The organism is Streptomyces coacervatus (assembly GCF_029223485.1).
GTDB classification, from domain to species: Bacteria; Actinomycetota; Actinomycetes; order Streptomycetales; family Streptomycetaceae; genus Streptomyces; species Streptomyces coacervatus.
In genome coordinates, this window is sequence record NZ_JARHTP010000030.1 from 18760 (window position 1) to 37615 (window position 18856).

Annotated in this window: 20 protein-coding genes and 1 pseudogene; 10 read left to right on the plus strand and 11 right to left on the minus strand. The window is 71.3% G+C overall.

Annotation, left to right across the window (positions count from 1 at the left end):
* Positions 1–21: 21 nt before the first annotated feature.
* Positions 22–414, plus strand: coding sequence for an SRPBCC domain-containing protein (locus tag P2Q00_RS46380; protein ID WP_275780913.1), 393 nt, complete (start codon positions 22–24; stop codon positions 412–414).
* On the opposite strand, the gene P2Q00_RS46385 is transcribed toward P2Q00_RS46380, so the two are convergent.
* Together P2Q00_RS46385 and P2Q00_RS46390 are read right to left on the minus strand one after the other, a co-directional pair.
* The gene (locus tag P2Q00_RS46385; RefSeq protein WP_275780915.1) at positions 401–1375 is read right to left on the minus strand and encodes an isopenicillin N synthase family dioxygenase; all 975 of its coding nucleotides are present in this window, start codon (positions 1373–1375) and stop codon (positions 401–403) included. The two genes, P2Q00_RS46380 and P2Q00_RS46385, sit on opposite strands and share 14 nt — an antisense overlap.
* Positions 1368–1826: a nucleoside deaminase gene (locus P2Q00_RS46390; RefSeq protein ID WP_275780916.1), complete on the minus strand. Its 459-nt coding sequence runs from the start codon at positions 1824–1826 to the stop codon at positions 1368–1370. Before P2Q00_RS46390 ends, P2Q00_RS46385 begins: the two co-directional genes overlap by 8 nt.
* 105 nt (positions 1827–1931) lie before the next feature.
* Here P2Q00_RS46390 and P2Q00_RS46395 point away from each other — a divergent pair, with 105 nt between their 5' ends.
* On the plus strand, positions 1932–3350 hold the full coding sequence (locus P2Q00_RS46395) for a PucR family transcriptional regulator (protein ID WP_275781001.1): 1419 nt from the start codon (positions 1932–1934) through the stop codon (positions 3348–3350).
* Between the two features lie 2 nt (positions 3351–3352).
* Here the strand turns inward: P2Q00_RS46395 and P2Q00_RS46400 are convergent, their stop codons facing one another.
* The 3 genes and pseudogenes from P2Q00_RS46400 to P2Q00_RS51050 form a co-directional block, all read right to left on the minus strand.
* Positions 3353–4285: a transglutaminase-like domain-containing protein gene (locus P2Q00_RS46400; RefSeq protein WP_275780917.1), complete on the minus strand. Its 933-nt coding sequence runs from the start codon at positions 4283–4285 to the stop codon at positions 3353–3355.
* 180 nt (positions 4286–4465) lie between these two features.
* Positions 4466–5809: a fibronectin type-III domain-containing protein gene (locus P2Q00_RS46405; protein WP_275780918.1), complete on the minus strand. Its 1344-nt coding sequence runs from the start codon at positions 5807–5809 to the stop codon at positions 4466–4468.
* A 103-nt stretch (positions 5810–5912) separates the two neighbouring features.
* Positions 5913–7124: pseudogene (locus P2Q00_RS51050) on the minus strand (S8 family serine peptidase); the annotation flags it as partial.
* A gap of 134 nt (positions 7125–7258) precedes the next feature.
* Between P2Q00_RS51050 and P2Q00_RS46420 the strand changes: the two are divergent.
* Both P2Q00_RS46420 and P2Q00_RS46425 read left to right on the plus strand, forming a co-directional pair.
* Complete coding sequence (locus P2Q00_RS46420; protein ID WP_275780921.1) at positions 7259–7852, plus strand: SigE family RNA polymerase sigma factor; 594 nt, start codon at positions 7259–7261, stop codon at positions 7850–7852.
* Entirely contained in the window at positions 7849–8706 is an 858-nt protein-coding gene (locus P2Q00_RS46425) for a hypothetical protein (protein WP_275780922.1), read from the plus strand. Before P2Q00_RS46420 ends, P2Q00_RS46425 begins: the two co-directional genes overlap by 4 nt.
* Positions 8707–8741: 35 nt before the next feature.
* Here P2Q00_RS46425 and P2Q00_RS46430 read toward each other — a convergent pair whose 3' ends face one another.
* Positions 8742–9407, minus strand: coding sequence for a hypothetical protein (locus tag P2Q00_RS46430; protein ID WP_275780924.1), 666 nt, complete (start codon positions 9405–9407; stop codon positions 8742–8744).
* Between the two features lie 60 nt (positions 9408–9467).
* The gene (locus P2Q00_RS46435) at positions 9468–9740 is read right to left on the minus strand and encodes a hypothetical protein (RefSeq protein WP_275780925.1); all 273 of its coding nucleotides are present in this window, start codon (positions 9738–9740) and stop codon (positions 9468–9470) included.
* Between the two features lie 169 nt (positions 9741–9909).
* Here P2Q00_RS46435 and P2Q00_RS46440 point away from each other — a divergent pair, with 169 nt between their 5' ends.
* The 3 genes from P2Q00_RS46440 to P2Q00_RS46450 all read left to right on the plus strand — a co-directional run bounded on the left by P2Q00_RS46440 (position 9910) and on the right by P2Q00_RS46450 (position 12984).
* Positions 9910–11736 carry a serine/threonine-protein kinase gene (locus P2Q00_RS46440; protein ID WP_425579592.1) on the plus strand — a complete coding sequence of 609 codons (1827 nt, stop codon included), beginning with the start codon at positions 9910–9912 and terminating at the stop codon, positions 11734–11736.
* An 82-nt stretch (positions 11737–11818) separates the two neighbouring features.
* On the plus strand, positions 11819–12322 hold the full coding sequence (locus P2Q00_RS46445; RefSeq protein WP_275780926.1) for a sigma-70 family RNA polymerase sigma factor: 504 nt from the start codon (positions 11819–11821) through the stop codon (positions 12320–12322).
* The gene (locus P2Q00_RS46450; RefSeq protein ID WP_275780927.1) at positions 12319–12984 is read left to right on the plus strand and encodes a hypothetical protein; all 666 of its coding nucleotides are present in this window, start codon (positions 12319–12321) and stop codon (positions 12982–12984) included. The genes P2Q00_RS46445 and P2Q00_RS46450 overlap by 4 nt, the downstream gene beginning before the upstream one ends.
* Before the next feature lie 53 nt (positions 12985–13037).
* On the opposite strand, the gene P2Q00_RS46455 is transcribed toward P2Q00_RS46450, so the two are convergent.
* Positions 13038–14012: a quinone oxidoreductase family protein gene (locus P2Q00_RS46455; protein ID WP_275780928.1), complete on the minus strand. Its 975-nt coding sequence runs from the start codon at positions 14010–14012 to the stop codon at positions 13038–13040.
* Between the two features lie 93 nt (positions 14013–14105).
* Here P2Q00_RS46455 and P2Q00_RS46460 point away from each other — a divergent pair, with 93 nt between their 5' ends.
* A complete protein-coding gene (locus P2Q00_RS46460; RefSeq protein WP_275780930.1) occupies positions 14106–14447 on the plus strand; it encodes an ArsR/SmtB family transcription factor in 342 nt (113 codons plus the stop codon).
* A gap of 54 nt (positions 14448–14501) precedes the next feature.
* Entirely contained in the window at positions 14502–15140 is a 639-nt protein-coding gene (locus tag P2Q00_RS46465) for a hypothetical protein (protein ID WP_275780931.1), read from the plus strand.
* Here P2Q00_RS46465 and P2Q00_RS46470 read toward each other — a convergent pair.
* Complete coding sequence (locus tag P2Q00_RS46470; protein WP_275780933.1) at positions 15113–16528, minus strand: purine-cytosine permease family protein; 1416 nt, start codon at positions 16526–16528, stop codon at positions 15113–15115. The two genes, P2Q00_RS46465 and P2Q00_RS46470, sit on opposite strands and share 28 nt — an antisense overlap.
* 169 nt (positions 16529–16697) lie before the next feature.
* Between P2Q00_RS46470 and P2Q00_RS46475 the strand changes: the two genes are divergently transcribed.
* Entirely contained in the window at positions 16698–17654 is a 957-nt protein-coding gene (locus tag P2Q00_RS46475; RefSeq protein ID WP_275780934.1) for a DMT family transporter, read from the plus strand.
* Here P2Q00_RS46475 and P2Q00_RS46480 read toward each other — a convergent pair.
* Complete coding sequence (locus tag P2Q00_RS46480) at positions 17542–18435, minus strand: LysR family transcriptional regulator (RefSeq protein WP_275780935.1); 894 nt, start codon at positions 18433–18435, stop codon at positions 17542–17544. The two genes, P2Q00_RS46475 and P2Q00_RS46480, sit on opposite strands and share 113 nt — an antisense overlap.
* Entirely contained in the window at positions 18435–18830 is a 396-nt protein-coding gene (locus tag P2Q00_RS46485; protein ID WP_275780936.1) for a PLD nuclease N-terminal domain-containing protein, read from the minus strand. Before P2Q00_RS46485 ends, P2Q00_RS46480 begins: the two co-directional genes overlap by 1 nt.
* Positions 18831–18856: the final 26 nt, after the last annotated feature.

Genomic DNA, 18856 nt, shown 5'->3' on the forward strand with positions numbered 1-18856 from the left:
CAGGTGGCCGACACTGGTGTCATGAGCGGTTCCATCGCACAGGGCACCAGCCAGACCCACGGGAACACGCACATGCTCCACTTCCTGGTGCGGGTCCCACGGCGAATGGAAGACGTCTGGCCTGCGGTGGCCACCCCGGAGGGGCTCGCGCAGTGGTTCACCGCCGCCGACGTCCTCGAACCCAGACTCGGCGGCGCGGTCACCCTGCGTGACCTGGGCAGCGGCTCGGTCACCGCATGGGATGTGGACCGGGTCGCCGAGTACACGCTGGACGACGGCGACCGGATCCGTTTCCACCTAGAGCGGGACGGCGACGAGGGCACGACCCTCCGCTTCACCCACGAGTACCGCCAAGACGCGGCGTCGGAGCCCGCCTGGCGGGCCCGCTTCGAAAAGCTGATCAGTCCACCGTGATCGAGTCCAGCTTCTCCCGCAGATACACATGCGAGTCGACCGGCTCGTACGGCACCCGCCCCACCGGAGCCGGCACCGACTCCACGATCGTCCCCGGAGTGCACTCGCCGAAGTAGACGAGGGACATCAGCTCCTCGCCCGGTGCGTCGGCAGGCGGCGGCAGCACCCGGTGCCGTCCCGAGCGCCAGCGGTCGCCCGTCCAACGCGCCATCAGATCACCGATGTTGATGGTGAAGGCCTCGGGGTCGAAGGGCGCGTCCTCCCAGCCGCCCTCGTCCGTGTAGACCTGCAGCCCGCCCTTGCCGGCCTGCCGGTCGAGGATCGTGACCGTGCCGAAGTCGGTGTGCGGGCCGATACGGAACTGGCCCGGCTGCGGTTCGCCGATCACCTCCGTGCCCGGGTACCAGTTGATGTTGAAGCCGTACGTAGGGTGGTCCATGTGCCGGGAGAAGAAGTCCGGTTCGAGGCCGAGCGCCTCACCGAGCAGGGAGAGGAGCTGCTTCTCCAGCTCGCCCATCCGGTCGAGGTACTCCTCGCACAGCGACTTCAGCTCCGGCAGCTCCTCGGGCCAGACGTTGGGCGCGTACCACTCGGCGTTGACGATCGGGTCCTCGAAGGGTTCGTGCGTCGCGAAGGTCAGCGACTCCTTCAGGTCCGGCGGGGTCTCGGTGCCCTCCGAGTAGCCGTTGGCCTCGGCGCCGGGGCCGAGCCAGCCGCGGCCGCCGACCTTCGCCTCGTACGCCTGCTTCGTTCCGACCGGCATCCGGAAGAAGGTCCGCGCGGCCTCCCGGACGGCGGACCGCAGGGCCGGATCCACGCCATGCCCGGTGACCAGCAGGAATCCGGCCGTCTGCAGGGCCTCGTCGACGGTGCGGGCGATGGCGGCGCGGGTCTGCTCGTCACCGTCCAGCCAGGGCCGCAGATCAACGGTCGGAATACGCGGATTACTCGGGTTACTCACCGATGTCCTCATTCCACAGTGCCGGATTGTTCTTGATGAAGTCGCGCATCAGCGCGGTGCACTCGGGATCGTCGAGCAGCACGATCTCGACGCCGTGCTCGGCCAGCCAGTCGTGCCCGCCGTGAAAGGTCGCCGCCTCGCCGACCACGACCCGCGAGATGCCGAACTGGCGGACCAGACCGGAGCAGTACCAGCACGGCGAGAGGGTGGTGACCATGGTCGTACCGCGATACGACCGCTGCCGTCCCGCATTGCGGAACGCGGCCGTCTCCGCGTGCATCGAGGGGTCGTCGTCCTGGACGCGCCGGTTGTGGCCGCGGCCGAGCAGGGTGCCGTCGGCGCCGTGGAGCGCGGCGCCGATCGGGATGCCGCCCTCCGCGAGCCCGGCGCGAGCCTCCGCGACGGCCGTGGCGAGCCAGCTGCGTGCCGTCGCTTCGTCGATGGGGTCCATGTCCTCACTCTCCTGTGGCCGAAACACGAGGGCAACGTGCGGAAAGTACTCTCCGGGGATCCCGCCGCCGGACGAACTGTCCACGCGCTGTCCCTGGAGGTGCCCGTGGCCGCACTCACCCTCCGCGAAGTCCTGGACCTCGATCCCGTACGTGCCTCCGAGCCCGTCCTCCTCGCCGGCCAGGGCGCCCTGGACCGCCCGGTCCGCTGGGTGCACTCCAGCGAGGTGTACGAGGGCGCCAACTTCCTGGACGGCGGAGAGCTGCTGCTCACGAATGGTTTCGGCCTGACCGACGCCGATGAGGAGGTCCGCCGCCGGTATGTGCGTGAGCTGGCGGCGCGGGGTGCGGCCGGGCTGGCGGTGGAGGTGGGCCGCTCGCTGCCGCAGATGCCCGCCGAGGTCGTCGACGAGGCCCACCGCCTCGGCCTGCCGCTGCTGGCCATGCACCGGGTCGTGCCCTTCGTACGCATCACGGAGGCGGCGAACCGGGCGATCGTGGCGCGGGGGCTGTCGGGCCGGTCGGTGGTACGGCCGTGGGGCGACGACCACACGGCCGCGCTGCTCGCGGACCTGGCCGACCGCGCGGCCCTGAACCAGCCGGAGGTCGAGGCACGGTCCGCGCTCGCCGGGTTCCATCCGGGGCCGGGGGCCCGGCTCATCGGGGTGTCGGTGCACGGCACACGCGAGGTGGGCGCCGTGGACCGGGCGGTACGGCTGCTCGGCGGGGCGGGGGTGCTGCGGGCCGCGTTTCCCGGGGACGTCCTGGCGCTGCTCGCCCTGCCCGGGCCCGGCGGCTCCGGCTCCGGTGCCCGCTCGGCCTCCCGCACCGGATCCGCGTCCCGTCCGGCGGCCGGGACCCGCTCCGGCTCTGCGTCCCGCTCGGCGCCCGGCCCGCACACGGGATCCGCGACCCGCTCCGCGAGCGAAACCCGCTCGGGCTCCGGCCTCCGCTCCGGTGATCCCATCCGCGCCGTCCAGGACGCCTTCCGCACGGCCGCCGAACCGGGGCTCACCGTCGCCGTCGGGCACGCCGTCGACGCGGGCAGCGGCTGGCTGCGCTGGAGCGACACGCTGCGGGCGGCGCGTACGACGCTGGAGCTGGCGCTCACCGTCCCGGCGGCCGAACCGTCCGTCCCCGACGGCCCGTTGGTCACCTCCGCCCGCGCGCTCGCCCTGGAACGGGAGCTGACCCGCGGCGGCATCGACACCAACCGCGACCGCCTCGCCCGGCTGGTGCAGCACACACTGGGCGCGCTGCTGGCCTGGGAGGCGGCCCACCCCAGCGATCTCGTACGGACGCTGGAGGTGCACCTGCGGCACGGCTGCTCCCCGACCCGCACGGCGGCGCTGCTGCACATCGGCCGACAGTCCCTGTACCAACGCCTGGAGCGCATCGAGTCGCTGCTCGGGCTGGAGATCGACGACCCGGATCTGCTGGGGGAGCTGCTGGCGGCTGCTTGTGCGCATCGGGTGGTTCGGGGGATGGGGGCGGCCTCGATGCGCGGGCTGCGAACCGTTGCCTGAGCTCAGCGGAGGGTGACCCGGCTCGGCCCGTTGAAGGGCGCGTAGCACGTCACCGTCTTCGGGGTGCGCAGGGTGTCGTCCTCGGTGAACAGCTTCCGGGCCGCGTCGACGGACACGTCGCCGCTGACGACGGGGGCGACACCGTCGTAGAACTCACGCGACGACTCGGGCAGCGGCTCCCCGGGTTCGCCCTCGTCCTCGCCCCACACATCCCACAGCAGCGTCTCCACCTTGTTCAGCGCCGCGAGGTCGAGCCGGATGTTGCCGGCCACGAACCGCTCGCCCCAGAACGGCCCCTCCTCCGGCGGATGCAGTCCGAAGGTCCGCTGGTCGGCCCCGCGTTCCCGGATTGCCCGCCATGCCTCACCCGCGACGAGGAAACGGTCGCGCGGTACGTCCATCGGGTCGAAGTCGACCTGCCAGTAGTCGGTCACCCGGCGGTCGGCGAGCTGGGCGTCGGCGAACAGCCAGCCCCGCTCCTCGTCCCAGTACTCGGTGACGACGTGGTCGCAGTGGAAGCCGTTGGAGCCGAAGTAGTCGGCGAAGCCCGACCGCAGCCGGGCCGGGACGCCCGCGTGGCGCAGGAGCGAGACGTGCAGCAGTGTGAAGTCGCGGCAGGTCCCGACGAACCGGTCGCGGACGTCCCGCCGCCGGGAGAGCGGGGCGCCGTTCCGCCCGATGAGGATCCGCAGGATGTCGTCGATGTAGCGGGTCTCGGCGTCGTTGTGCAGGCGGTCGGTGGGGTGGGTGTGGCCGAACTGTTTGTCTTCCAACCGATGGATCGTCAAGTCGCGGGCGACTCGGGCCAGTTGGGCGGGGTCGGGCGGCAGACCGGCGTAGTGGTGGGCGAGGTCGCCCGGGTCGGAGAACACGCTCTGCGTGGCGTAGAAGGCGGCGGTGTCCGGGGCGAGGCGGTGGCCGGAGGTGGCGGGCATGGCTGGACTCCCCAAGCAGCATCGATCGTGCGTTCGAATACGGGATCGGTGCGCCCCACCGTGTCAAAATCTTCGCTGAATTGTCCAGAGCCCAGGGCGAGTTGGCCCTTGTGGAGTGTCCGGGCGCGGCGGGTGGCGTGGGGGAAGTCCCGCCGCGCCCGGACGGATGGGGGCGGAGGGTCAGCCGATGTTGACCGCGGTCGGCTTGCTGCTCGTGGAGTAGCGCACGAAGCCGAAGTACGGGGTGGAGGGCTTCAGGCCCGACCACTTCAGCGTGACGGTCGCCGGGTCCGCCTGCTTCCCGGGGATCGGGTCGGGGGACGCGGTGAGCTTCCCCTGGGTGCCGTTGAACGTGAAGGTGCGCAGCGAGAAGGACACCGGGCCCGAACCGGTGTTGGACTCGCCGTTGACCACCAGGTAGTAGGTCCCTTCCGCGGGGTTGCCCATGTCCAGGATCTCTCCTCCCGGTCCGGGTGTGAGCGACCCGTCGTACTGGTGGCCCAGGCTGTCCAGCAGATACAGGTCGACGCCCTGGCCCGCCTTCGGCGCGACGAGGTCGATCCGGACGGCGGAAGCGCCCGCCGGCACCTTGAACTTGAAGACCTTGTTCGCCGCGTCACCCCTGGTCGTGGGGTTGGCCTCACCGACGGCCACGGTGCCGTTGTGGACCTGCCCCGGTACCGGACCGGTGACCTTGAGGCCGATCGGGCCGTTCTTGCCCGGCGTGACCTTGTAGGACGTGCTGCCGGAGGTGCCGGTGGCCGCCGTCCGCACCTGCGCCGGGGCCTCCAGCGGCACCGGCTGCACGGCGATCGGGCTGCGTACCGTGCCGCCCTCGCGGTCCGCCGTCCAGGTGAGGAAACCGGTGGCGTAGTGGTTGAGCTTCGCCGTGGTGCGGGTCAGCGTGACCTTGAAGGACGCCTTCTGCCCGGCGCCGGTGAAGCTCAGCGTGGACGGCGAGACCCTCGCGTCGAAGCCGGGCAGCGAGACCTTGGCGGCGTAGGTGCCCGCTCCGGTGGACGTCACGGTGCGGGTGACCGTCTGCGAGCCGACGAGCCTGCCGATGCCTATGGAGGGCAGGTTGAGGTCGCTCGGGTCGATCGCGGTGACGGGGGAGTCGGTCGTGGCGCCGGTTCCCTTGAGGTAGGCCAGCCAGTCGGTCGAGTTGCTGTCGTAGAGCAGGCCCGGCTCGAGGAACCTGCGCGGGTTGACGAAGCCGGCGCCCTGGGCGAACGGGTCGGTGTTGTCGCCGCCGCGGTCGGTCTTCGTGTCGTACGCGGTGGTCATCATCGCCGACTTGACCTCCATCGGCGACCAGTCGGGGTGGGCGCCCCGGATCAGCGCGGCCAGACCGGCGATGTGCGGGGTGGCCATCGAAGTGCCGGACTCCATCGCGAAGTTGGCGCCCCCGTTCTGCTCGGGGGAGACGGCTGCGAGGATGCCGACGCCGGGCGCGGCGATGTCCGGCTTGACCAGGTCGCCGTTGCTGGTGTCGTCCGGGCCGCGGGAGGAGAAGCCGGCCACTGTAGAGCTTGCCGTTGCCCAGCTTCACCGTGCCTTCGAGGCGGTGGATGGTGGTCGCCGCCACGGTGGTCAGCCAGGGGCTGTCGTTGTCGACCGTGGACGCGTCCGGCCCGCTGTTGCCGCCCGCGGCGGACACGAACACCCCGGCCGCGGCGGCGTTGAAGAACGCCAGCTGGAGCGGGTCGGTGGCGGGGGTCGGGGTGCTCCCGCCGATCGAGTAGTTGATGACGTCGACGCCGTCGGCCACGGCGGCGTCGATCGCGGAGAGGATGTCCGAGGTGTCGCAGCCGTCGTTGTCGTCGTCGGCGGCGTTCCAGCACACCTTGTACGCGGCCACCTTGGCGGCCGGCGCCATCCCGGAGCCGGCGCCCCACGACTTGCCGTTAGCCGTCATCGAGGAGATCCGGTCGCCCGTGGCGGTGGAGGCGGTGTGCGAGCCGTGGCTCTCGCCGTCGCGCGGCGAGACGTACTCGTGCTTGTCGAGCATCTTGACCGGCACGGTCGACAGGAAGCCCTTGCCGAAGAACCGGGCGCCGACCAGCTTGCTGTTGCAGGTGGCGGCGGTGAACCGCGGCCCCTTCTCACAAGTGCCGGTGAACTCCTTGCCGTTGGCCTTCACCACGTGCAGCGTTCCGTTCGCCGCGCGGTACGTCGACCCGACGCCGGCCGGTGCCGTCGCGGTGACCTTGCCGCCCGCGAAGAACGGGTTCTCCGGCCAGATCCCCGTGTCCAGCACGCCGACGACGACACCCTTGCCGGCCTTGTCCGCACCGCCCAGGCGGTTCCAGACCCCGTTCGCGCCGGTCAGTCCGAGCCGCTGCGGGGTGTCGTAGAGGGACGGCTTGAGCCGGCGGTCCGGGGTCACCGACCGGACGCCGGGATCGGCGGCCAGCTTGGCGGCCTGCGCTCCTGTGAGTTCGGCGGAGAAGCCGTTGGCGCTGATGGTGTACGTCGCCAGGGGCTTGACCCCCACCGAGCTTGCCGTGCGGGTCAGTCGGTCGAGCAGATGGGCGCTGTAAGCCCGTACGGCGGACGACTTGGCGTCCAGCCGGCCACCCGCGGGCGGCCGGGTACGCGTCAGGCCGGCGACACCGCCGCTGTAAGTGGCCGCGGGGGCCGCGTTCATGGTGACGACGTAGGTGCCGTCCTTGAAGGACTCGGCGAACTTGGCGGGGGTCGTGGCGGATATCTGCCCGGCCTGGGCCGTCGAGGCGGCGACCGAGGTGACGGTGACGGCGGTCGCCAGGAGGAGTGCGCTCCGCCGGAGCGCGGTCCGTTGAGGGGTGCGATGACGGGGGGTTTTGTTGACTCTCACGCCGCACCAGACGTCCGAGTGTGAATTCGGTTGCTATGTGTGGCAGATGTGTCGGTCCGGCCCTCAGGGAACCAACTCCGGCCCGACCCGTCTTGCTGGACGGGGGTGGCAGTCGTCGAGGATCGAGGGGACGCATGTCACTGGAAGGTGCCGGGGCGGACGCTCTCGGCTGGGGCCGTACGGAAGGAGGCGGTGCGCACACGCCCCGGACGGCCGGAGGCGAGGCCGCCGAGGAGCAGGGCATCGGCTCCTTCGCGGTCCTGTACCGGGCCGAGCGGCTGACGATGGTGCGGCTGGCCGCCTTCCTGGTCGACGACCCGCATGTCGCGGAGGACGTCGTCCAGGACGCCTTCACCGGGCTGCACGCCCACTGGCACCGGCTGCGTGACCAGGAAGCCGCGGTGCACTACCTCCGGCGGGCCGTGGTGAACAAGGCGCGTTCGGTGCTGCGCCGGCGGCGCACCGCGCGCGGCTATGTGTGGCCGACCGCGACCCCCGAACCGGGCGCCGACCAGGGCGCCCTGATGGCGGAGGAACACCGCCGGATACGCCGGGCGCTGACCGGGCTGCCCCGGCGGCAGCGGGAGGTGCTCGTCCTGCGGTACTGGTCGGACCTCAGCGAGGCCCAGATCGCGGCCACGCTGGGGATCAGCGCCGGCACCGTCAAGTCGACGGCCAGCCGCGGCCTGAAGGCACTCGAAGCCGCACTCCTGAGGAGCTCGACGTGACGGGCATCGAAGACGAACTCCGTGCCGCGCTGCACGCCGACGCCGACCGCATCCGCCAGGACGGCCTGCGCCCGCCCGCCACCTTCCCGGCGACGCGTTCCCCGGGCTCCCGACGACGCCTGACGACGCTCGTGACGGTGGCCGCCGCTGCCGCGACCGCGCTCGTCGTGCTCGGCGTCCACCTGCTCATGTCGCCCCCGGCCCGGGACGCGACCCCACTGACCGTCACCTTCACCAGCCGTACGTCGAACGTCGCGCCGACGAAGGCGACCATCACCCTCCCGGTGCCCGAGGTGCACGGCACGAACATGAAGACGGACCAGCGGGTCTCCAAGGCGATCCGGCAGCAGCTGACCGAGGAGGCGGACGTCTTCCGCAACCGCATCACCTCCGTCCCGGGAACCGAGACCCGAGGGCTGTCCGCCAAGGTCACCGTGGGCGAGACGGTCACCTGGGGGCACTATCTGTCCGTCCGGTTCGACACGTCCGCCGACACCGGTGACGAGCACCCGGTGAACGAGTCCGACGTGCTGACCTTCGACACCAGAACCGGTGCCGCGATCACCCTCGGCGACATGTTCACCGACCTCGACAAGGTCGGCGACACCGTCCGGGCGGCGATGCTGGCCTCTCGCCCCGCGGGCACCTTCCACGACTGGCACGACCTGGAAACGGTGACCCTGAACCCCAGCGAGGCGGGCATCACGAAACCCCCGTCCTGCTACCCGACGCCGGCCGGCCTGCGCTGCCGGATCGACCAGGGCCAGCTCACCCCCTTCGACTACGGCTGGATCGACGCGACCGTCCCGTGGAAGCACCTCACGCACGTGCTCCGACCCGGTGTCCACGGCTAGCAATACCGGCAGGGGCCGGCCTTGCCTCGCTACGGCTACGCGCGCTGCCACACCGTCACGGCGACGTCGATGTGGTCGGCGTCCGGGACGCCGGTCACCTCGACGTAGGCGACCCGCATGTTCTCCGTGCCGACGCAGGCCCGGTCGCCCTTCTGCACGTCCAGCGTCTGCTGGCCGAGGCTGGTGTTGAGGAGCGCGGCGCACTGTGCTCGCGTGGGCGGGCCGGAGTCGTCCCAGCGGGCGAGGGCGTAGGCGCCGTAGAGCTCGGAGGGTCCCTTGACGGCGAGGTCGCCCACGGGGGCGCGGCCGGGCGGGACGTCGTCCAGGAACCAGCCCCGCACTCCCGCGGTGCCGTCCAGCACCAGGGTGCCCTGCCAGCGCGGTCGGCTCTCCGAGGAGGTGGTGGGGGTGGGTGTCCGGGACGGGGCAGGTGTGGGCGTCGGCGGGGGAGTGGTCGACGGCTCGGGCGGGTTCGTGTGCGGTGTGGTCGTCGTGGGGCCGGGGGCCGGGGTGTCCGTGCCGGACGGCGTGTCGGAGTACGTCGGAGAGGGGCCCGGGGTGGTGCCCGGCGGGCGGTTCAGCGCGATGACCAGCGTCACCGTCGCCGTGATCAGGGCCGCCGTCAGTGTGCCGACGAGCCCGATGAGTGCCGCCTTCACCCCGGTGTCCTGGCTTCGTAACCAGCGGAGAAACCTCATCATGACGTCCCTCCCGTCCCCGATGAACCGTCAACTGTACGGTTTCGACGCAGCGGTTGACGATCAGGCGCCGTATCCTCGCACCCCTGCGTCCGGGCTGACCGACAACCAGATCCGCTCCGCCGGGATTCCCGCCGCCTCGTCGGGGTCGATGTCGTGGATGCCGGCGAGCCGGCGGCTGGCCATGGCGACTACCGGGCCCAGCGCGAGGGACTCGACAAGGGGCTGGGAGAGCTGGGCCAACTCGCCTGATTCCACGTGGGGTCGGCCCCAGAGGGCCGGCGCCGACACCCTCGCCCGCTGCGCGGCGCGCAACTCGTCGAGCAGCCTGCCCACGCAGCGCCGCTCCGCCGCGACGACCAGGCCGTCGATGCTGCCGAAGTGGTGGCAGAGGCTGCCCGGACCGACCCCGCCGGCGGGCGCCCGCCCCGGGCAAACCGGATACCGGCGGGCGCTTGGATAGAGGTGCTATCCAAAACTTCTCTCCGCCGCTAGCCTTCCGGGAGTGACGATCAACGGGGACAACCGGGACGGGCTGGATCTGCGGGGCAGCGGCGCTGAGCCGCTGGAGGACGAGGATCCGCGGTCGATCGGCTGGATTCCGCTGGTCGGGCGGCTCGGGGCCGGCGGTATGGGGCGGGTCTACCTCGGGGTGCACGAGCGGCGGTACGTCGCCGTCAAGCAGCTGCTGCCCTCCGTGGTCGGCGAGGACAAGGACTTCCTGCGCCGCTTCGGACACGAGCTGGACAACCTCTCCCGGCTGCCCGCCGGGGCCACCGCGCCGCTGCTCGCCAGTGACCGCACGGCACGGCCGCCGTGGCTGGCCACCGCGTACGTTCCCGGGCTCACCCTGCGCGAGGCCGTCGAGCTGAACGAGGGTCCTCTGCCGGTCGACGCGCTGTGGCTGCTGCTCCGGGAGGCGGCCTCCGGGCTCGCGGACGTGCACGCACTGGACATGGTCCACCGGGACCTCAAGCCGTCCAACGTCATGCTGACCCTCGACGGCTTCACCCTCATCGACTTCGGTGTCGCCCGCGCCGCCGACCAGAGCCAGCTCACAAGGACCGGCATGGTCGTGGGCACCCCCGCCTACATGTCGCCCGAACAGGCCTCAGGGGCACGGCAGTTGAGCGGCGCCGTGGACGTCTTCGCGCTCGGGTCGGTGCTGGCGTACGCGGCATCCGGGCGTCCGCCCTTCGGTGACGAGTCCGGGCACGGCGTGCTGTACCGCATCGTCCACGAAGAGCCCGACCTCCAGCCCGTACGAGACCTCGATCCGCAGCTGGCCGAGGTCGTCGCCGCCTGTCTCGACAAGGACCCGGAAAGTCGGCCCACCGCCGCCGAGCTCCTCGAACAGGCCGCGGAACACGGGCCGTTCACCGATCGGCCCTGGCCCGAGGCGGTCACCGAACTGCTCGCCGAGCGGGCCGCGTTCGCCGCGGACGAGGCCCGGATCGACGAGCTGCCCGAGCCCGCTCCCACCCTTCCGGCGGCCGGGGCGGAGTCGGCTCCCGAGCCCGGACAGCGGTCCGGGAGCAAGCCCGAGGCCCGACCGGAGCCGCGCGAACGGCGCCGTACCCGCATTCTGTTCGGCGTCGTCCCCGTGGTGGTCGTGGCGACGGGTGCGACCCTCGCCATCCAGTACCTGCCGTACACGTCCGCGCCCGACGACGGGGCCCGGGCCACGCCGTCCGTCTCCGTCACGGTGTCCACCGCCTCCACGCCGTCCGCGTCGGGCAGCCCGTCGAAGTCGGCATCCGCGCACAAGTCCTCGTCTCCGACGGCGAAGGAGGGCGGGGGCAAGGGGGCGGGAGGATCCCGGGCCGGAGGCACGGGCGGGACGGGAGCGGGCGCGCAGGGGGACTCGGACGGCAGCGGCAGTGGCAGCGAGGACTCCAACTCAGGCTCCGGCTCCGGAAGTTCGGGCAGTTCCCGAGGCACGTCCGGCGGCTCCTCGACCACCGCCCCCGCATCCACCGGCTACTACCGGCTCAAGAACGCTTCCGACGGGCAGTGCCTGGTGATGAGCGACTTCAGTGGTCCGGTCCTCGGGGCGTGTTCGGACAGCCCGGCGTCCTCATGGACCTACAAGAGCGCGTCGGGCGGCACGTTCCACGTGGTCAACCAGCACACCGGCCAGTGTCTGAGCGTGAGCGCCTACAACATCGTGTCGGCCGACTGCGACCAGAGCACTCAGCAGACCTGGCGCACAGGCTCCGGCAGCACCCTGCAGAACATGTACAACAGCCGGTGCCTCGACGAGTCCTCCGGCTGGCCGGTCACCTCGACCTGCGTGTCCGGGACGACGTCGCAGCGCTGGACGAGGGTGTAGGCGGGGGGCTTCGCAGCGTTGGACGATGGAGTGGGGCGAGCAGGCGTGTAAGCGGATCCCATCCCCTAGGCGTATAGGGGATGTGAAGGAGCTGGAGTTCGCGGAGTTCTACCGCAGCAGCCGGGACATGTGCCTGAGGGCCGTGCTCGCCGGCGTCGGCGAGCGGCAGCTGGCCGAGGATCTGGTCGCCGAGGCGTTCACCCGGGCGTGGGTCGCCTGGCCGAAGGTCGCCCGGCATCCCGCGCCCCGCGCCTGGGTCGTGCGTACGGCGCTCAACACCCGCATCTCGTGGTGGCGCCGGCGTCGGCGCGAGGTCGCCCTGGCCGACGGGCACGACGTCGTCGTACCGCCCGTCACCGACTCCGGCCTGGACCCGGCGCTGCTCGCACTGCTGCGCGGGCTGCCGCGCCGCCAGCGGGAGGTGATCGCCTTCCGGGTCTTCCTCGACCTCGACACCGAGGCCACCGCGAAGGCCCTCGGTATCGCACCGGGCACGGTCACCGCCCACCTCGCACGGGCCGTCGCGACCCTGCGCGGCCATCTCGTCATCGCCGACGCCAAGGACACCCCGGAGGCCGGAACATGACCACCGAACACGACACCGCCGTACTGGACCTGCTGCGGGCATCGCTCGCCGACGTCACCCTCGACACGCCCCTCGAACAGATCGTCTCCGACGGACGTGCCCGGCGGCGCAGGCGGCGCATCGCCCTCACCGCCGGTGCCACCGCCGTCGCGGCCGGACTCGCGCTGGGCGTGCCGACGTACGGCCACCCGTCCACGGCGCCGCCGGCCTCCGACTCGCTCGCGACCGGCGCGGGCACCGTGCACATCCGTACCGCCGCCTACACGATCGACAGTCTCAAGAGCGGTGCGCTGCGGGTGAGCTGGGACAAGCAGGCCTACTTCGACGACCGCGCGGGGCTGGCGAAGGCCCTGCGGGAGGCCGGGTTCCCGGTGCTGATGAAGGTCGGCGAGTTCTGCAAGGGGCCGGACGACAACCAGAAGCTGGACGAGCACGGGCAGGGCGCCGGCGTGGGCCAGGTCATGAAGGGGCGCCGCATCGCGGACGACAAGGTCACCTTCGACTTCCTCCCGGACGCGATGCCGGCCGACACGGAGCTGTTCATCGGCTATCTGACGCAGAATCAGCTGACGGTCACCGGCGGCCGTCCCGGCTCCGTGGAGCGGCTCGTGCCCACGGACCAACCGCTCACCTGCAGCACCGATCTGCCCGACTTCGGTTGACGGACCGACGGGCCGACCAGGAGGGGGAGGGGGCGCGGACGGGACGCGGACGGCTAGCCGTTCACCCTGAGCAGCAGCTTGCCCGTGCTCGTCCGTGTCCCCATCAGCCGGTGCGCCTCCGCCGCCTCCTCCAGCCCGAACTCGGCGGTGACCGGCAGCGACACGGTCCCGTCCACCGCCTTCGCGAACGCCCGCTCGGCCAGCGCCCGCAGCTCGCCCGGGGCCGTCTTCGCCAGGGTCAGGATCGAGAAGCCGCCCACCGACACCCCGGACGGGTACAGCTCCGGCTGTCCCACCGTCCACGCCGGTGCCGAGCTCGCGTTGCCGAACGACACCAGGCGGCCGAAGACCGCCAGCGAGGCCAGGCCGGCGCGGAACGTCTCGCCGCCGACGGGATCGAGCGCGAGGTCCACGCCCCGGCCGCCGGTCGCCTCCCGCACCGCCTCCGTGAACCCGCCGACGAACACCTCGTCGTATCCGTACTCACGCGCGTACGCCGCCTTGGCCTCCCCCGACACCACCCCGTACACGGCCCTCGCGCCCGCCGCCTTCGCCAACTGCCCCGCCACCGTGCCGACTCCGCCCGCCGCGCCCTGCACCAGCACGGTCTCCCCGGGCTGCAGCCGGCCCACCGCGTGCACCAGGGCGTACGCCGTCGGCAGCACGGTCGGCAGGGTCGCCGCCGTACGCAGGTCCACGCCGGCCGGGACCGGGAACACGGTCGAGGCGTTCGCCAGGGCCACGTCGGCGTAGGCGCCGCCCTCCGTCAGCGCCGTCACCTCCTGCCCGACGGACAGACCGATGACCCCCTCGCCGACGGCCCGGATCCGCCCGGACGCCTCCAGGCCCGGCACGAACGGCAGATGCGGCACCCGGTAGCCCTCGCCGCGCGCCTTGAGGTCGGCGAAGTTCACGCCGGTGTACGCCACGTCGATGCTCACCTGGCCGGGGCCCGGTTCGGGCACCTCCGCCTCCACCACCTTCAGGACCTCGGGACCGCCGTACTCCTGGAACTCGACCGCGCGCATGACACCACACCCCTCATGAGTGTTCGATGGGAAGCGAACAGTCGGGAGTGTATGGTTTTCATCGAACACTCTGCAAGCGTCGAAGGAGTCCGCGTGGCGCAGCGCACCAGCAGCAGCCATCGGGCCGCGCCCGAGCACACCCACCCGGACGACGTCTCCGTCCAGACCGCCCTCGCCGCGCTCGCCGATCCCGTACGCATCACGCTCGTGCGGGAGCTGGCGGGTTCGCAGGAGTGGTCGCGCAGCTGCGGCAGCTTCGACGTGCCGGTCGGCAAGGCGGCGCTCAGCCATCACTTCGTGGTGCTGCGGGGCGCGGGGCTGGTCGAGCAGCGCGACGAGGGGCCCAAGCGGGTCAACCGGCTGCGGAGGGCGGAGTTCGAGGCCCGCTTCCCGGGGCTGCTGGACCTCGTCCTGCGGGACGAACCGACCGCCTGAACCTCTCCGCCCCCTCCGGCGTCACAGTGCTGACGCCAACGGACGGAGGGGGACATGCGCCATCGCACGCGCAATCGCACCTGGGTCGCGTCGGCCGGAGCGACCGCCGCCCTGGTGGTGGCCGCGGGCCTGTATGTCCAGGCGCTGGAGGCAGGGCACAGCGACGGCGGTCTCCGGGCGGCTCCCGGCCGGGTCGAGCCGGCGGCCACGGACGGGACCTGCGTCGGCACCCGTCCCGTCGGCAGCCTCCCGGATGTCGACGGCGGCTCCCCGCTGGAGCGCGTCGTCACGCACATCGACCAACTGGCCCGTAAGAAGTATTCCGACGTCTACACGGGCCTCTCCGTCACGGAGGCCGACTCCGCCACCGACGTCTGGCGCAGGCCCTCCACCGCCTTCGACGCGGAGATCTGCCGGGCGGTCGTGCGGGGAGTGACCGTGCGGCTGCACGACACCGACGTCAGCGGGAAGACGCTCGACGCCCTGGCCGACCGGATCGGCGACGACATGAACCGCTGGGACAGCACCTTCGAGATGCGCGAAGTCGGCGTGGACGAGCGGGGGTTCGTCCTTGTCGGGGTCGACGACCCCGACAAGGCCCGGCCGATCATCGAGAAGGCCTACGGGGAGCGGAACAGCAGGTACATCAAGGTCGAGTACGCCGATCAGGCCGAGGCCGCCGACGCCGGCTGACCCTTCGGCCGCCGCCGCACCACCGCGTACAGCACCGCGGCCACCACGAACCCGACCAGCGGTGTGATGTCGCCGAACGACGGCCAGTGCTTCGGCACATAGCCGACGTAGTCCTCCTGGTTGGAGAAGAGCGGGACGGACACCGCGACGCCGATCAACATGGCTGCCAGACCAGGCCAGTTGGTGAAGGTGCGGTCGCCCAGGCGGGCCGCCAGCTCCTCGTCGGTGGCGGTGCGGCCCTGCAGCCACCGCTCCACCAGGACCACGCCGAGCCAGGGGGCCACCCAGTACGCGATCACCAGCAGGAACGCCTCGTACGCCGAACCCGCGTCGTCGAGCGACGACCACGCCGCCGCCGTACCGGCGACACCCGACACCACGACCAGCACGCTGCGGCTCAGCCAGGTGGGGAGCTTCAGGCCGAAGGAGGTGATGGAGATCGCGCCCGAGTAGATGTTGAGGGCGTTCGCGGAGATGGCGCCGAGGATGATGGCCAGCAGCACCAAGTCGCCTAGCCAGCCCGGGAGATGACCTGTGAAGGCCGCCGTCGGGGTGGCGTCCTTCGGGGCCACGATGGTCGCCGAGGCCGCGCCGACGATCGCCACGAGCGCGACGGACACGAACAGGCCGACGGCTGGGTAGACGATCGTCTTCAGCTTGTTCGCGGTGCGCGGCAGGTAGCGGGAGTAGTCCGTGGCGTACGGGTTCCAGCCGGCCGCATAGCCCCAGGCCGCGCTGAAGGCGAGCAGGAAGCCGCCGATGCCGCCGCCCGTGCCGCCGCCGCTCAGGTTCGCGTCCTTGAAGGTCCACACGCCGGCCAGCAGGAAGATCACCGCGAGGGCGGGGAAGGCGTACTTCTCGAAGGTGTGCACGAAGTTGTGCCCGATGAAGCCGATGAGGATCTCGGCGACCACCACGAGCAGCAGGGAGGGCAGGGGGCGCAGTCCCGTCAGCGTGTTCAGCGCGAAGGCCGCGCTCACGCTGTTCACCGCGAACCAGCCCACGCCCGCGATCAGGCCGTTGGCCGCGGCGGGCAGGATGTTGCCGAAGTAGCCGAAGGAGAACCGGCCGATCACCATCTGCGGGACGCCGAAGCGCGGGCCGTCCAGGGACAGCACGCCCTGGGTGATCGCGCCGACGGCGGTGCCGAGAACGATGGCGGCGGTCGCCGCCCAGAAGCTCAGCCCGAAGAACAGCACCGAGATCACGCCGATGAAGACGGTCGCGAACTCGATGTTCGGGGAGGCCCAGGTCCACAGCAGCTGGAGCGGGGAGCCATGGCGTTCGGCGTCGGGGATGGGCTCGGAGCCCGCCGTCTCGACGGCGATGACCTTGTCACCGTATGCGGGGGCGAGGGTGCCGGAGGAGTCGGCGGGAGCGGTCGTCATGCGAGGTAAGTGTCCGGTTCCCGCCGGTCCGGGCACAGGGGCGCATTGTCCGCATCGGGAGCCCTGTCGGCGTACAACCTGTAGGCATCGGCGCCGCCGATGAGCCCATCGGCAGGACGCCCCACTGGCGCGTGGACCTGCGACCGGGCCTGCTCCTAGCTTCAAGGGCATGACCTCAGAGAACAAGGGCACGGCCCAGCTGATCACCGCGATGATGCTGTCCGGCACCCTCGGCGTCTTCGTCGTCGAGTCCGGCGCATCGCCCTTCGACGTCGTCTTCTTCCGGGTCGTCTTCGGAGCCCTGGCCCTCGGCTCCTACGTCCTGTCCCGCGGCTGGCTCCGCGACCACGGCTTCACCCCGCGCACCTTCGGACTCGCCGTCCTGGGCGGCGTGTTCATCGTCTTCAACTGGGTCTTTCTCTTCCAGTCGTACGAGAACACGTCGATCTCGGTCGCCACGGTCGTCTACCACACCCAGCCGTTCTATGTGGTCCTGCTCGGCGCCCTCCTCTTCCGCGAGCGCCTCACGGCCGCCAAGGTCGGCTGGATCGCGCTGGCCTTCGCGGGCCTGATCCTGGTCTCCGGGGTGACCCCGTCCGACTTCAGCAGCGGCGGCACCTACCTCACGGGCGTCGGCCAGGCCCTCCTCGCCGCGCTCCTCTACGGCCTGTCCACCCTGGTCACCAAGCGCATCACCGGGGTCCGCCCGCACCTCATCGCCCTGGTCCAGGTCCTGGTCGGCATCCCCCTGCTGCTGCCCTTCGCCGACTTCGGCGCGATGGCCGGCACCGGCTGGGACTGGGGCTGGCTGGTCGGCCTCGGCTTCATCCACACCGGCGTGATGTACGTCCTCATGTACGCCGCCTACGCCAAGCTCCCGACCTCGAAGATCGCCGTCCTGGCCTTCGTCTACCCGGCGGTCGCGATGGTCATGGACTGGGCGGTGTACGGCCACCACATCGGCCTCGTCCAGGCGCTGGGCGTCCCGCTGATCGTGCTGGCCAGCCTGAAGGTCACGCTGGCCCGTCCGCTTCGGACACAAGCTTCCGCGCCTGCTCCACAAACAGCCGTACGTGCGCCGGAAGCCGCTTCCCGGACCGCCACGCCAGCTGCGTCCGAAGCGTGAACGGCGGCTCCCAGGGCAGCCGTACAAGAGACCCCTCTGCAAGTTCGGCGGCGACCGTCACCTCGGGAAGCAATGAGATCCCGAGACCGGCCGCCGCCGCGCGTTTGGTGGCCTCGATGGTCCCGAACTCCATGAAGTTCACGGTCCCGTCATGGGACTTGAGCTCCAGCTCGAACAAATCCCGGTAGGCGCAGCCGGGTTCGGTGGCGAGGAGGGACTGTCCTACGAGGTCGTCGGTGCCGAACTCCCGCCCGGCGAGGGCGTGTCGGGGCGCCGCGACCAGCGCGAGCGGCTCCACGCACAGCACCACGCTCTCCAGCCCGGGGTGCTCGGTCGCCTCCTCCATCAGGAAGCCGAGATCGTACGTCCCCTGCCGCAGCGCCTGCCGGGTCTCGTCGCCGATGGTCGTACGCAGCGAGAGCCGCACCTTGGGAAAACGGTGGTGGAAGAACTCCAGCAGCGGCGGCAGCCGGTACGAGGTCAGCGACTCCATCGTCCCGACCACCAGCGACCCGGCGGGCTCCTCGGTACCGGCGACCGCGGCCCGCGCCTCCTCCGTCAGCTCGATGATCTGCCGGGCGTAGGGCAGCAGCCGCTCACCCGCCTCCGTGAGCCGGATACGGCTGCCGAGCCGGTCGAACAGCTCGACACCCAGGGACGATTCCAGCGCCCGTACCTGACTGGTCACGCTGGACTGTGCGTACTTCAGCTCGGCCGCGGCCTGCGTGAAGCTCAGCACGGTCGCGACCTTGTCGAAGGTGACGAGCAGCCGCAGTTCCATCAGCCGTCGGTCTCTTCCCCGCGCTCCCGCCGCCGCAGCTCCTCCTCGCGGCGGCGCAGATCGGCCTCCCAGTCCTTGAGCAGGGCCTCGTCCTTCTTGTTCTCTTCCTTGAGGGACTTGAGGAACTCGGGATTGTCGTCGGGCGCGACGAACTGGGTGCGGTGGTTGCGGTGCCACTCGGCGGGCGTGGCGCCGCCGGCCGGGACGGGCCCGCGGTACTTGCCCGCGACCAGCCAGGCGATCGGCCCGACCAGCACCTCGCCGAACAACAGGATGATGATCACCCAGACCACCTTGGGCAGCCCGCGCACCTGCTCCTCGGGGGTGTTCAGACAGTCGATGAAGGCGTAGATCCACAGCGCCAGGACCAGCAGGAACGGCAGATACCTGATCATGGTGGTGCGATCCCCCAGAAGACGGC

What these genes read in the sequence shown, in the direction of transcription:
- P2Q00_RS46450 (WP_275780927.1), top strand. Translation starts at nt 12,319, where the DNA reads ATGACCACCGAACACGACACCGCCGTACTGGACCTGCTGCGGGCATCG.
- P2Q00_RS46465 (WP_275780931.1), top strand. Translation starts at nt 14,502, where the DNA reads ATGCGCCATCGCACGCGCAATCGCACCTGGGTCGCGTCGGCCGGAGCG.
- P2Q00_RS46470 (WP_275780933.1), bottom strand. Translation starts at nt 16,528, where the DNA reads ATGACGACCGCTCCCGCCGACTCCTCCGGCACCCTCGCCCCCGCATAC.
- P2Q00_RS46430 (WP_275780924.1), bottom strand. Translation starts at nt 9,407, where the DNA reads ATGATGAGGTTTCTCCGCTGGTTACGAAGCCAGGACACCGGGGTGAAG.
- P2Q00_RS46480 (WP_275780935.1), bottom strand. Translation starts at nt 18,435, where the DNA reads ATGGAACTGCGGCTGCTCGTCACCTTCGACAAGGTCGCGACCGTGCTG.
- P2Q00_RS46400 (WP_275780917.1), bottom strand. Translation starts at nt 4,285, where the DNA reads ATGCCCGCCACCTCCGGCCACCGCCTCGCCCCGGACACCGCCGCCTTC.
- P2Q00_RS46380 (WP_275780913.1), top strand. Translation starts at nt 22, where the DNA reads ATGAGCGGTTCCATCGCACAGGGCACCAGCCAGACCCACGGGAACACG.
- P2Q00_RS46390 (WP_275780916.1), bottom strand. Translation starts at nt 1,826, where the DNA reads ATGGACCCCATCGACGAAGCGACGGCACGCAGCTGGCTCGCCACGGCC.
- P2Q00_RS46485 (WP_275780936.1), bottom strand. Translation starts at nt 18,830, where the DNA reads ATGATCAGGTATCTGCCGTTCCTGCTGGTCCTGGCGCTGTGGATCTAC.
- P2Q00_RS46475 (WP_275780934.1), top strand. Translation starts at nt 16,698, where the DNA reads ATGACCTCAGAGAACAAGGGCACGGCCCAGCTGATCACCGCGATGATG.
- P2Q00_RS46455 (WP_275780928.1), bottom strand. Translation starts at nt 14,012, where the DNA reads ATGCGCGCGGTCGAGTTCCAGGAGTACGGCGGTCCCGAGGTCCTGAAG.
- P2Q00_RS46420 (WP_275780921.1), top strand. Translation starts at nt 7,259, where the DNA reads ATGTCACTGGAAGGTGCCGGGGCGGACGCTCTCGGCTGGGGCCGTACG.